This is a genomic window from Embleya scabrispora DSM 41855, from assembly GCF_000372745.1.
Taxonomy (GTDB): Bacteria; Actinomycetota; Actinomycetes; order Streptomycetales; family Streptomycetaceae; genus Embleya; species Embleya scabrispora.
The window spans coordinates 86,362-98,845 of record NZ_KB889562.1; the positions used below are offsets into that span (position 1 = coordinate 86,362).

8 protein-coding genes are annotated in these 12,484 nt (G+C 72.8%); 5 read left to right on the plus strand and 3 right to left on the minus strand.

Annotation, left to right across the window (positions count from 1 at the left end; genetic code table 11):
- Positions 1 to 7: 7 nt before the first annotated feature.
- On the minus strand, positions 8 to 1,246 hold the full coding sequence (locus A3IC_RS0102360; protein WP_158695777.1) for a HEAT repeat domain-containing protein: 1,239 nt from the start codon (positions 1,244 to 1,246) through the stop codon (positions 8 to 10).
- 288 nt (positions 1,247 to 1,534) lie between these two features.
- Here A3IC_RS0102360 and A3IC_RS0102365 point away from each other — a divergent pair, with 288 nt between their 5' ends.
- Positions 1,535 to 3,817 (plus strand): excinuclease ABC subunit UvrA, encoded by a 2,283-nt coding sequence (locus A3IC_RS0102365; protein WP_020548456.1) that lies wholly within the window; start codon positions 1,535 to 1,537, stop codon positions 3,815 to 3,817.
- A gap of 198 nt (positions 3,818 to 4,015) precedes the next feature.
- Complete coding sequence (locus tag A3IC_RS0102370) at positions 4,016 to 5,917, plus strand: hypothetical protein (RefSeq protein ID WP_205354150.1); 1,902 nt, start codon at positions 4,016 to 4,018, stop codon at positions 5,915 to 5,917.
- 66 nt (positions 5,918 to 5,983) lie between these two features.
- On the opposite strand, the gene A3IC_RS0102375 is transcribed toward A3IC_RS0102370, so the two are convergent.
- Both A3IC_RS0102375 and A3IC_RS0102380 read right to left on the minus strand, forming a co-directional pair.
- Complete coding sequence (locus A3IC_RS0102375) at positions 5,984 to 6,778, minus strand: ABC transporter permease (RefSeq protein ID WP_020548458.1); 795 nt, start codon at positions 6,776 to 6,778, stop codon at positions 5,984 to 5,986.
- Positions 6,775 to 7,794 (minus strand): daunorubicin resistance protein DrrA family ABC transporter ATP-binding protein, encoded by a 1,020-nt coding sequence (locus tag A3IC_RS0102380; protein WP_020548459.1) that lies wholly within the window; start codon positions 7,792 to 7,794, stop codon positions 6,775 to 6,777. The genes A3IC_RS0102375 and A3IC_RS0102380 overlap by 4 nt, the downstream gene beginning before the upstream one ends.
- Positions 7,795 to 8,014: 220 nt before the next feature.
- On the opposite strand from A3IC_RS0102380, the gene A3IC_RS0102385 reads away from it, so the two are divergent.
- From A3IC_RS0102385 to A3IC_RS0102395, 3 genes are all read left to right on the plus strand, one after another.
- Entirely contained in the window at positions 8,015 to 8,812 is a 798-nt protein-coding gene (locus tag A3IC_RS0102385; RefSeq protein ID WP_020548460.1) for a TetR/AcrR family transcriptional regulator C-terminal domain-containing protein, read from the plus strand.
- 134 nt (positions 8,813 to 8,946) lie between these two features.
- Positions 8,947 to 11,616, plus strand: coding sequence for a DEAD/DEAH box helicase (locus A3IC_RS0102390; protein ID WP_020548461.1), 2,670 nt, complete (start codon positions 8,947 to 8,949; stop codon positions 11,614 to 11,616).
- On the plus strand, positions 11,613 to 12,458 hold the full coding sequence (locus A3IC_RS0102395) for an SWIM zinc finger family protein (RefSeq protein ID WP_020548462.1): 846 nt from the start codon (positions 11,613 to 11,615) through the stop codon (positions 12,456 to 12,458). The genes A3IC_RS0102390 and A3IC_RS0102395 overlap by 4 nt, the downstream gene beginning before the upstream one ends.
- The last annotated feature ends 26 nt before the right edge of the window (positions 12,459 to 12,484 follow it).

Sequence of the window (12,484 nt, forward strand, 5' to 3'; positions counted from 1 at the left end):
CACGAGCTTAGTTGCCGGTCCCATGTATTTGCACATCATGTGCAACTGCCTCGACGATCCGTGCCCGCGTCGCCCGAGCACGCTCGACCAGCCTCTCGTCACGGCTTACCGTGTCCGCGTCGTCGCCCGGCTCGGGCGCACGCTCGTGGCGGTCGATGATCGCGTCCAGGGCGGGCACCACCGGCTCCGCCGCCGCGCCCAGTTCGTCGAGCAGGCGGTAGACGAACGCGCCGTAGACGTCGACCTCCAGCAACTGCGGCAGCGCCGCGAGCAGGACCGGCAGGGCGGCCTCCCCGGCGTGCCGCCACAGCGGAGGCAGGACCCGCGCGTAGGTCCACATCGGGTCTGCCGCCATCGACCACAGTTCGGCCGAATGGCGAGCGCTCAGGCCCCCGTGGTCCACGAGCCAGTCGAGCAGCACCACGGCCTGGCGCGGGCGCCGCGTCGCGGGCCCGAGTGCGTCGAGGCGGGCTTCCGCGAGCCTGCGGTCGCCGGTGATCCGGATCAGCGCCAGGGTCGCGTGCCGCTCCAGGGCCTCGCCTCCTTCGGCGATCAGGCGTTCGAGCAGCGGTACGGCGTCGCCCGCGGCCGGGCCGAACTCGCCCAACAGTTGCGCGATCCGCCCGCGCGGCCAGGTGTGCGCTTCGACGCTCGCCACGTCGGACAGCGCCGCGATCAACGCGGGCACCGCCGCCGAGGCGGCCGGCACACCGGGGTCGAGCGCGGCCAGGGCCGCGGGCAGCAGGCATCCGCGGTCGCGGAGCGAACATGCGCAGGAGGCGGCGTCATGCCCGGCCAGTCGGTCGAGTACGGCCCCGAGCAGTGGAGCCGACGAATCGTCGGCGAAGCCGGCAGCGGCCCGTACCAATCCCGGGTGCGTCGTATCCGTCGCCGCCGTGGCCAACACCGCGCGAAGAGCCGGCAGTGCCCGGCGATCGCCCTCGCGGGCGAGGGCGGCCGTGGCCGGCCAACCCACGATCGGGTCGGCCGTCAGTTGCGCCAGTCGGTCCGCGGCGCGCCGGGTGGCCCAGATGGACCGGCCGATCGTGTCCACCGCGCTCGCCCGTACGTCCGGGTCCTCGTGGTCGAGCGCGTGGACGAGGGCCGGCCACAATCGGGCCGGACCGCCCCGCCACTTGTGGATCGCCTCGCGGGCGAACCGGATGCCCACGCGCGCCGTCGCCGGGTCCGGGGAACGGATCAGCGGCTCGGCCCGGTCGGAGCCGGCCGAGAGTGAATCGCCCATCGTCGGGCTCGGCCGCGCGGCGCTCGTCTCGATGGGGTCGGTCGGCTCGGGTGCCGACGTCGGGGCGGTCACGTGCGGGGGCGGTCGTCGCCCTTTCGGTGCGTCGTGTTCGCCGTGAACGTCGTGTTCGTCATGGCCGAGATGGTGCTGGGTCGACCGCGCCCCGCGCAACCGCATTGTGGGCCGTCACATCAGCCGGGCGCAGCCCCGAACCGGTTCGTGATCGGCTGCGAATCGCTCGGAAATCCTTGACAACATGTGTCAGGGACCCCTTCGTACGTTGGTGGCATGGACTACGACAGCATCGTGATCACCGGCGCCCGGGAGCACAACCTCAAGGGCGTGTCACTGCGCATCCCCAAGAACCGGATCGTCGTGTTCACCGGCGTCTCCGGTTCGGGCAAGTCGTCGATCGTGTTCGACACCATCGCGGTCGAGTCGCAGCGGCAACTCGCCGAGACGTTCACGGCGTTCATCCGCAACCGGCTGCCCAAACACGAGCGGCCCGAGGCGGACTCGATCGAGCACCTGTCCACGGCGATCATCGTCGACCAGCGTCCGGTCGGTGGCAACTCCCGGTCGACGGTGGGCACGATGACCGACATCCACCCGCTGCTGCGCGTGTTGTTCTCCCGGCACGGCACACCGCCGGCGGGACCCTCCAACCACTACTCGTTCAACGACCCGAACGGCATGTGCCCGACCTGCGAGGGTCTCGGACGCACCGTGCGGCTGAACCTGGACGCGTTGATCGACCCGTCCCGATCGATCCGCGACGGCGCGATCCGACACCCGGGGTTCGCGGTCGGCGGCTGGCAGTGGCAGCTGTACGCGAACCACGACCTCTACCCCGCCGATGTCCCGGTGCGCGAGTTCGGCGACGAACAGTGGCGGCTGTTCCTGTACGGCACCGGCGCCAAGGTGGAGATCGTCAACAACAACGGCCGGCACCACATCGACTACGAGGGGCTGGTCGACCGGTTCAACCGGCTCTACCTCAACCGCGATACCTCCGCGCTGGCCGAGAAGAGCCGCGAAACGATCGCCCGGTTCGTCACCGAGGGTGCCTGCCCGGACTGCGCGGGGGCCCGGCTGAACGAGGCGGCGCGCACGTCGCTGATCGAGGGGCGCTCGCTGTCGGACTACGCGGCGATGGAGATCAGCGACCTGGTCGAGGTGCTCACCGGATTGGCCGACCCGATCGCGCGCCGGGTGGCCCGGCCGGCGGCGGTCGCGCTGGAGCGGATCGTCGCGATCGGACTCGGCTACCTGCATCTGGATCGGCCCACCTCGACGGTGTCCGGCGGCGAGGGGCAGCGACTGAAGATGGTGCGCCATCTCGGGTCGAGCCTGACCGGGATGACCTACATCTTCGACGAGCCGAGCGTGGGCCTGCACCCGCGCGACGTGGTCCGGCTCAACGATCTGCTCACCCGGCTGCGGGACAAGGGCAACACCGTGCTGGTGGTCGAACACGATCCGGACGTGATCGCGATCGCCGACCACGTCGTGGACGTCGGGCCGGGAGCGGGCATCCACGGCGGCACGATCACGTTCGAGGGCAGTTTCGCCGAACTGCGCCTGGCGGACTCGCCGACCGGGCGCGCGCTGCGCCGGCTCACCGCGCTCAAGGCAGGCTTTCGCCGACCCACCGGCGCGCTGCGGATTCGCGGCGCGGACCTGCACAACCTGCGGAACGTGGACGTGGACATTCCCACCGGCGTGCTCACCGTGGTCACCGGGGTGGCGGGCTCGGGCAAGAGCACGCTGATCTCGGACGTACTGGTCGCGGCGCACCCGGAGGCGGTGGTGGTCGACCAGTCGGGCGTGGGCGTCTCCTCCCGTTCGACGCCGGCGAGCTACGTCGGTGTGGCGGATCCGCTGCGCAGGCTGTTCGCGAAGGCCAACGGCGTGGATCCGGGGCTGTTCACGTTCAACTCGCTGGGCGGCTGCCCGGAGTGCCGGGGACGTGGGGTGGTCCGGACCGACATGGCCTTCATGGATCCGGTCACCACCCGCTGCGAGGCGTGCGCGGGAGGGCGGTTCCGCGACGAGGTGTCGGCGTACTCGCTGCGCGGCAAGTCGATCGTGGATGTGCTGGCGCTGACCGCCGAGGAGGCGGTGGGCTACTTCACCGAGCAGGCGCTGCGCACCCGGGTGCGATCGCTGGTCTCGGTCGGCCTCGGCTATCTGACCCTGGGGCAACCGCTGAGTTCGCTCTCCGGCGGCGAGTTGCAGCGGCTCAAGCTCGCGAGCGAACTGCACAAGAGCGGCAGCGTGTACATCCTCGACGAGCCGACCACGGGCCTGCACATGTCCGACGTGGACACGCTGATCCGGCTGCTGGACCGGCTCGTGGACGCGGGCAACACGGTCGTGGTGGTGGAACACAACCTGGACGTGGTCAAGCGCGCCGACCACGTGCTCGACCTGGGCCCGGGCGGCGGAAAGCACGGCGGCATGGTCGTCTTCGAGGGGACACCGGCCGAATTGGTCAAGGCGGAGGACTCGGCGACCGCCGAATTCCTGCGGGCGGCATTGGCGTTCGCGGAGCAGGTCCGGACCGGCTGACCCCCGCCACCGCGTCCACCCCTGTGGCCGGGCCGTGCCACGCGCACCACCGATCGCATCGGCGACGGGTGTGTGGTGGGGGCGGGTTGGGGGGCGTCGGTGCGGCGCGGTAGGGATGTCGGCATGGCACCTACGACGGTTGGTCCTTGGGATCAGTGGCTCTCCCCGGCATTGTCGGGTCTGGTCACCGGTCTGGGGATGTGGAATTGGAATGTGTTGGCGGGCGTCGAGCGGGTCGGCGGGTATCTCGCGGGCACGTGGGATCCGCCGACCGGAGAGGACGGGCCGGGAATCATCGGCGACGGGTCCTGGCCGCCGGTGATCGGCCGGGTCGGTGCGATCGCGCTGCGCGCGGCGGCGCCGGCCACCGGAACCGAACACCGCGAGGCGTTGCTGGCGTTCCTGGAGAACTGGGCGGGCACACCGATGGCCGATCCGTCGGCCCGCTTGCGTACCGGGGTCGCGCGGGCCGATGCCAAGGCCGTACGGGACGAGCACGGGGCGACCATCGCCACGACCTGGCCGCACGACGGCCGCTGTGCGGTCGTCCAGGTGCGGACCGGGGACGCGGATCCGCCCGAGTTCGGTGAGCCGGCCGACTGGGTCGAGGTCGCCCGCGGCTGGGGCGACGCGGCGCAGTTGCGCCGGCTGATCGCGCTGGTGCGCGAGCGTGGGCCGATGCCCTGGGACCCCGCGGCGGTGCGACTGCTCGGTGCGGAAACGGGGGTGTCCCGGGCGGCGGCGGCGCTGCTGTCGATCGGCGATGCGGGCGGGATCCGCACGGTGCCGCCGCTCGATCCCGAGCAGCGCGCGGTACTCGGGCTGAGCACGGCCGAAGCGGACGCCGGCTACGACGAGTTGCGCCGCTTGACCGAGCTCGAACGGCTGGAGCTGTTCGCGCACGTCCTGCCCGAGGACCCGGCCGAGCTGTGGGAGCCGACCGGCCCGGGTGTGCTCGCGGCCCGGATCGCAGCCGCGTGGCAGGCCCGCTTCGGACGCGCGCGGCAGGTGCCCGAAGAGACCCTCGCCGTGCTCGCCGAGCATCCTCGGCTCACCCTGCACACCCCGGCCGCGCACGTCTGTGCCGCCTTCATGGCCCCCGAGACGCACCCCCTGACCGCTCGGGATCACGATCCGTGGTTGGCCGAGGGGCTCGGCGGGACCTACTCCACCAGCGAGGAGCAAGGCGTGCGCTGGTTCCAGGAGTTCCTGTTCGCGCTCGCCGTCGCACTGCCGATCGTCTACGCCGAATTGCCCGCCGGGGATCCGGTACGTGCCGGGCTGCCCGCCACGGTGGCCGCGCTGCGCGCGCGACTCGATCATCCGGGTCTGCTGCTGAGCGGCGGGTACACCGCGCGTCATCACGAGTCGGCCGACGAGCTGCGCGCCCTGTTCGGCGAGCGGCCCTATGTCGGCCCGATCCCGCTCACGACGGCGAGCTTCGACGACGGTCTGAGCATCGCCACCATCGCCGAGCCCAGCGAGAAATATCCGCATCCCTTCGTGCGCATGTACTTCCGGCCGGCCCGCTACGGCGTCGACGAGCGTTCCGCGCTGCTGCGGCAGGTCACCTCCGGTGACGCGCACGTCCGTAACACCGTCGACATGCTGCGCGGCGACTGGTGCGCACGGGTCGTGGAGCGGGTGGCGGGCGACGCGCTGCCGGTCGGTGGATACGAGGGCAATCCGGCGCTCAGCGCGCCGGAGACGGTCGCGCGGGTCGAGAAGGCACTCGGGGTCGAGGCCGACGCGGCCGCGCTGTACCTGCAACTGCTCGCGATCGAGCGGCCGAGCGATCGGCGGATCCGGTTGTGGAACGGCTGGAACGCCGCTCGGCATCGGGAGGCCGCGGCGGCGCTGGTGGCCGCCGGTGTGGTGGTCGCGGACAAGCGGGCGCGCGCCGGTCGCGGAATCTTCCTGCCCGGCGACTGGGCCAAGGCCCGCAAGCCGCTGTGGCCGATCGAGGTGTGGAAGGCGAATCTGCTGGGCGTACGGCGGATCGGCGACCAGGTCTGGGAGGAACAGGTCTGGCGGCTGACCCTGCCCGAACTGTTCGCCCATGCCTGGGATCTGGTCGAGCGCGGGGAGGGGCCCGGCTGATCACGGGTCCATGGGCACCCGGTCCGGCCGCTCGCGAACCCGCGAGCGGCCGGACGCCGTCACGCCCTAGCGGCCGAGTCCGCGATAGTGCCGCACCGACAGCGGCGCGAAGATCGCGATCAGCACGAGCGGCCAGCCGAAGGCCATCAGGATCGGGTGGTCCACGACCCACGAGCCGCCCGCCCAGCCGGGGTTCCCGAACAATTCGCGTCCGGCGCCCGCGCTCGCGGACAGCGGGTTCCACTCGGCGATCACGCCGAGCCAACCGGGCATCGTGTCGGGCGAGACGAACACGTTGGACAAAAAGCCCAGCGGCCAGACCAGGATCTGCAGGATCGCCACCGACTCGGGTCCCTTGGCCCGCAGGGCCAGGTAAATGCCCAGCCACAACACCGCCAGTCGCAGCAGCAGCAACATCGCGACGGCGAGCGCCGCCCGCGCGGGCCCCTCGTGCCACCGCCAGCCCACCGCGAGCCCGCAGCAGATCAGCACCAGCAACCCGACGGCGGCGTGCAGCATGTCGGCGAGCACCCGGCCGCCGAGCACGGCGAAGTGCGACATCGGCATCGACCGGAACCGGTCGGTGACCCCGCGCGCCGTGTCGCCGGCCACCGCCGTGAAGGTGGATTCGATGCCGAAGACCATCGTCATCGCGAACATGCCCGGCATCAGGAACTCGCGGTAGTCGCCGCGGCCGGGCACGTCCATGCCGCCGCCGAACAGGTAGCCGAACATCAGCACCATCAGCACCGGGAACAGCAGCCCGACCAGCACCGGCGCGGGCTGCCTGGCCCAGTGCGCGAACGTGCGGCGGGTCAGCGTCCAGGTGTCCGGCAGGGCTCGGCGCAGCGCGGTACTCATGCCGCCACCTCCGTCGCGTCGCCCGTGCCGAGTCTGCCGGTACGGCGCGATCCGCCCGCGCCGTCGACCGGTTCATCGTCCCGGCGCACGCCGGTGATGGTCAGGAAGACCTCGTCGAGGGTGGGCCGGCGCAGCGCGATGTCCTCGGCCTCGATCCCGGCGTCGTGCAGTGCCCGCACCGTCGCGGTGAGCGCGCTCACCCGGTCGGTGATCGCGATGCCCACGCGGCGCTCGTCGGCATGGACCCGCGGGTCGCCGTTGCCGACGCGGGCCAGGATCGCGCCGGCGGCGGCCAGGTCGAGCGGTTCGCGGACCACCACGTCGATCCGGTCGCCGCCCAGTCGCGACTTGAGCTCGGTGGGCGTTCCCCGGGCGATCGTCCGGCCGTGGTCGACCACCGAGATCGTGTCCGCGAGCCGATCCGCCTCCTCCAGGTATTGCGTGGTCAGCAGCACCGTCGTACCGCCCGCCACCAGTTCGCGCACCGCGTCCCACACCTCGGTGCGGCCGCGCGGGTCGAGTCCGGTGGTCGGCTCGTCCAGGAACAGCACCTCGGGTGCCTGGATCAGCGACGCGGCCAGGTCCAACCGGCGCCGCATGCCGCCCGAGTACGTGGTCACCGCTCGTTCGCCGACGTCGGTCAGCGCGAACCGCTCCAGCAACTCCCCCGCCCGGGCCCGCGCCGCGCGGGCGCCCAGATGATACAGCCGGCCGAACATCTCCAGGTTCTGCCGGCCGCCGAGCACCTCGTCCAGTGCGGCGTACTGCCCGAGCAGCCCGATCCGCGTGCGCACCCGCGCCGCGTCCCGCACCACGTCGAAGCCGGCCACCTCGGCCCGTCCGCCGTCCGGACCCAACAGCGTGGTCAGGATCCGTACCGCCGTGGTCTTGCCCGCACCGTTGGGGCCGAGCAGTCCGTGCACCGTCCCGGCCGGGACCTCCAGATCGAATCCGTCCAGCGCCCGTGCGGCGCCGTGCACCTTGGTCACGCCTTCGGCGGAGATCGCCAGTGGCATGTGAACCCCTTCGCGTATCGCTGGTCGCGGTCTTGCGAAACCCGCGGGATTTCGCTCGCGAGCCGACTCTGTACAACGTACGGAGTAGCTCCGTACGCCGTACCGTACGCCATACGGAGTGGCACGGCAAGCACGCTTCCGATCACACTCGCAGCGCTTGTCGATCAACTCCGGATGACGTACCGTACGCACTACGGAGTTTTCGGAAGGGGGTACGCACGTGGCACGAGAGAAAAGCGGGCGCGCGGATCCCGCGCGCACCCTCGCGTTGTTGTGGCGCACCGGCGAGGGGCCCACCCGCGGCCCCAAGCAGGGGCTCACCGTGGATCGCATCGCGCTCGCGGCGATCGGGATCGCCGACGCCGACGGGCTCGGCGCGCTGTCCATGCGCGCGGTCGCCGAGCGGCTCGGGGTCGGCACCATGTCGCTGTACACGTACGTGCCGGGCAAGGCCGAACTGCTGCACGTCATGTTCGACACCGTGCTGGGCGAGAACGAGTTGCCCGACGCGGCCGGGCTCGGCTGGCGCGCCGCGCTGGAGCGGCACGCGCGCGCCGACCACGCGCTCGCCCAACGACATCCGTGGGTGGTGCAACTGTGGGGCCCCGGCCTGCTGCTCATGGGCCCGCGAATCACCGCCCGGGCCGAGTCGGCGCTGCGCACCGTCGCCGAGCTCGGGCTGACCGAGGCCGAGATGGCGCACGTCGTCGGGCTCGTCGACGCGTACGTCCGGGGTGTCACCCAGGTCGCCGTCGACGTCAACCGGGACGCGGTGAGCAGCGGCGTGGGCTACGAGGACTGGTGGGCGGAGAGCACGCCGTACCTGGAACGGCTCATCCAGCCCGCCCGCTTCCCCACCCTCACCCGGGTCTGGGCCGCCGGCACCTACGAGGAAGCCCCCGACGCGGGCTTCGAGTTCGGCCTGCGCCTGGTCCTGGACGGCATCGAGACCCTGATCCGCTCGCGGCGACCCGCCGAACCGGTCGCCGCGGCCGAGCCCCCCGCAACGCAGGAGTAGCGAACATCGGTACCCGTGGCACGCACGTCCCGACCGACCTGATCCGACACGCCGCCACCTTCGCGCCGGCCGACCCGCCCCGTGCCGGCACCGTCGCCTTCTGGCCGCACCCGACCGGCACCGATACCGTCACCGTGCTCGACGCCGACGGCATCGAGCAGACCCATCCCGCCGTCCTGGTGCCGGTCGCCGACGCGGTCCGGCTGCTCTCCCGGGCCCGCCGCTCCGCGGACGCCCACCCGGCCGCCGCGTTCTGGGGCGCCGCCACCGTGCTCGCCCTGCAACTGGTCGCCCGCGGCCGGATGTTGCCCGGGCTCTCCCCCGGTGACCACGACGCCTGGCGGGCCGGCCCCCTGGACGCCGCCGACGTGGAGCGGGTGCGGGCGCTCGCCGACGCGATGCCGGGCCAGGCCCGGGCGATGCCGGCCCCGGGCGGCGCGCTGCTCCCGGAGGCGGCGCCGCTGATCCGTGCCTTCCTGGACGCGGTCGCCGACACCATGCCGCGCACCGCCGCCGCGTCCCGCACCGCCCCCGCGACCGGCGCCGGCGAGACCGCCGCGTTCGCCGGCACCGCCCCGCGGCGGCTGCCCGAGTTGCGCTCGTGGTCGGATCGGGTCGCCGCCGAGATCGACACCGGCGTCCGGATCTCGCTGCGGCTGGAGACGTACGACGTCGAGCACGCGCCGTTTCGGGCGATCGTTCAGGTGCACTCGCTCGCCGATCCGACCGCGGTGATCGACGCGGACACGTTGTGGACCGGCACCGACCCGCGATTCGGCGAACGAGCACGGCCGGCCGTGTTGCTCGCGCTGCGCCGGGCCGCTCGGGTGTGGCCCGCGCTGGAGCCGCTGCTGAACGCCGGCGTCCCGGACCGGGTGGTGGTCGGCGACGACGACCTCGGCGCGCTGCTCGGCGCCGCCGGCGCGCGGCTGGCCGCGGCGGGGGTCGAGGTGCACTGGCCGCGCGACCTGGTGCGCGATCTCACCGCCAAGGCCGTGGTCGGCGCGCACGATCGGGCGCCCGGCGACCTGCGCGCCTTCCTCGGCGGTGACACCCCGCTCGGCTTCGACTGGCAACTCGCCCTGGGCAAGCACCCGTTGACCGCCGTCGAGATGGACGCGCTGGCCGAATCGCAGCGCCCCGTGGTGCGACTGCGCGACCGGTGGGTGCTGGTCGACCCGGCCCTGATCGCCAAGGCCCGCAACCGCTCGATCAAGCCGCTCACCCCGATCGAGGCACTGACCGCCGCCCTGACCGGCGGCATCGAGGTGGCCGGCAAACGCGTCGAGGTGGGCACCTCGGCCTGGCTGGACGAACTGCGCGAGCGGCTCGCCGATCCGGACGGCGGTCGCGAGCCGATCGCCGCGCCGGACGCGCTGGCCGCGACCCTGCGCGACTACCAACTGCGCGGCCTGCGCTGGCTGGACCGGATGACCTCGCTGGGCCTGGGCGGGTGCCTGGCCGACGACATGGGCCTGGGCAAGACCGTCACGCTGATCGCGCTGCACCTGCACCGTCGGGCCGCGTCGCTCGACGCCGCCGACCCGGCCGGCCCGGCGCCGACCCTGGTGGTGTGCCCGGCGTCGCTGCTGGGCAACTGGCAGCGGGAGATCGAACGCTTCGCACCCGGCACCCCGGTGCGCCGCTTCCACGGCGCTGCGCGCACCCTCGACGACCTCGCCGACGGCTTCGTACTCACCACCTACGGCACGATGCGCCTGGACCGGGCCAGGCTGGCCGAGGTGCCGTGGGGCCTGGTGGTCGCGGACGAGGCGCAGCACGTCAAGAACCACACCTCGGGCACCGCCAAGGCCCTGCGCACGATTCCCGCGCAGGCCAGGATCGCGCTCACCGGCACGCCGGTGGAGAACCGGCTGTCCGAGCTGTGGGCGATCCTCGACTGGACCACACCCGGCCTGCTCGGCGGCCTCGCCGCGTTCCGCCGCCGCTGGGTCAAGCCGGTGGAGGCCGACCGGGACGGCCCCACGGCGGAGCGGCTGAGCCGGCTGATCGCGCCGTTTCTGCTCCGCCGACGCAAGTCCGACCCCGGTATCGCGCCGGAGCTGCCCGCCAAGACCGAGACCGACCAGCCCGTGTCGCTCACCCGCGAGCAGGCCGGCCTGTACGAGGCTGCGGTGCGCGAGGCGATGGACGAACTGCGGGACAGCAAGGGCATGGCCCGGCGCGGACGGATCGTGGGCCTGCTCACCGGACTCAAGCAGATCTGCAACCATCCGGCGCAATACCTCAAGGAGAGCGAGCCGCGCCTGGACGGTCGCTCCGGCAAGCTCGAACTGCTCGACGAGCTGCTCGACACGATCCTCGCCGAGGACGGCTCGGTCCTGGTCTTCACCCAGTACGTCACGATGGCCCGGCTGCTGGCCAGGCACCTCGACGCCCGGGGCATCGGCAACCAACTCCTGCACGGCGGCACCGCACCGGCTCGCCGCGACGCACTGGTCGCCCGCTTCCAGGACGGCGCGGTACCGGTGTTCCTGCTCTCGCTCAAGGCCGCCGGCACCGGGCTCAACCTCACCCGTGCCGATCATGTCGTGCACTACGACCGCTGGTGGAACCCGGCGGTCGAGGAGCAGGCCACCGATCGCGCGTACCGGATCGGACAGACCCGGCCGGTCCAGGTGCACCGGTTCATCGCCGAGGGCACCATCGAGGACCGGATCGCCGCGATGTTGCGCGACAAGCGCGCGCTGGCCGACTCGGTGCTCACCGGCGGCGAGGCCGCGCTGACCGAACTCTCCGACACCGAACTCGCGAACCTGGTCGAGCTGAGGAGCACCCGATGACCGCGGAACCGGCCCGCGCCTTCCCCGCGTTCACCCCGCGCACATCGCGCGGCGCCCGGGGGCGGACCTGGTGGGGCCGCGCCTGGACCGATGCCCTGGAGGACGCCGCGCTCTCCGGCGAGCCGCTGCGCAAGGGCCGCGCGTACGCCGACACCGGCCGGGTCGGCCCGATCACCGTGAGCCCGGGCCGCATCGCCGCGTCCGTGCACGACGCGGACGGGTCGCAGTGCGAGACGGTGGTGCGCATCGAGCGGCTCACCGATGCGCAGTGGGCTCGCTTCCTGGGCCAGGTGGCCGCCAGGTCCGGGTACCTGGCCGCGCTTTTGGACCGGGACATGCCGCAGGACCTGGTGACGGCGGCCGAGGACACGGATGTACGGCTGCTGCCGGGCATGGGCGACCTGGATCCGGATTGCGACTGCCCGGACTGGGAGCTGCCCTGCCGACATGCCGCCGCGCTGTGCTACCAGGCGGCCTGGCTGTTGGACGCGGACCCCTTCGTACTGTTGCTGCTGCGCGGGCGGGACGAACGGGCGTTCCTGGACGGCCTGCGCGAGTGCGACCCGGGCCCTCGGGCGCCCGGGTCGCCGGCCCACGCGCCCGAGGCCGGGGTCGCCGCCCGGGAGGCGTACCGCCCGGCCGACCCGTTGCCCGCCGACCCGCCGCCGGTGTCGGACGCCGTCTCGCCGATGCGCATCACACCTCCGCCCGGGATCCCGGCGGGCACGCTGGAGTCGCTCGTCGCCGAGGCCGCGCGCCGCGCCCGCGAGCTGCTCGACGAATCCGCGCGCCGCACGGAGCGGTCGGAAAACCCGATGAGCACGGCCGACGGCCCGTCCTAGGATGAACGGCCAGTGTCGCCGAGCGG

Coding starts and splice junctions, on each gene's coding strand:
- A3IC_RS0102360 (WP_158695777.1), bottom strand. CDS start 1,246: ATGGGCGATTCACTCTCGGCCGGCTCCGACCGGGCCGAGCCGCTGATC.
- A3IC_RS0102365 (WP_020548456.1), top strand. CDS start 1,535: ATGGACTACGACAGCATCGTGATCACCGGCGCCCGGGAGCACAACCTC.
- A3IC_RS0102370 (WP_205354150.1), top strand. CDS start 4,016: ATGTGGAATTGGAATGTGTTGGCGGGCGTCGAGCGGGTCGGCGGGTAT.
- A3IC_RS0102375 (WP_020548458.1), bottom strand. CDS start 6,778: ATGAGTACCGCGCTGCGCCGAGCCCTGCCGGACACCTGGACGCTGACC.
- A3IC_RS0102380 (WP_020548459.1), bottom strand. CDS start 7,794: ATGCCACTGGCGATCTCCGCCGAAGGCGTGACCAAGGTGCACGGCGCC.
- A3IC_RS0102395 (WP_020548462.1), top strand. CDS start 11,613: ATGACCGCGGAACCGGCCCGCGCCTTCCCCGCGTTCACCCCGCGCACA.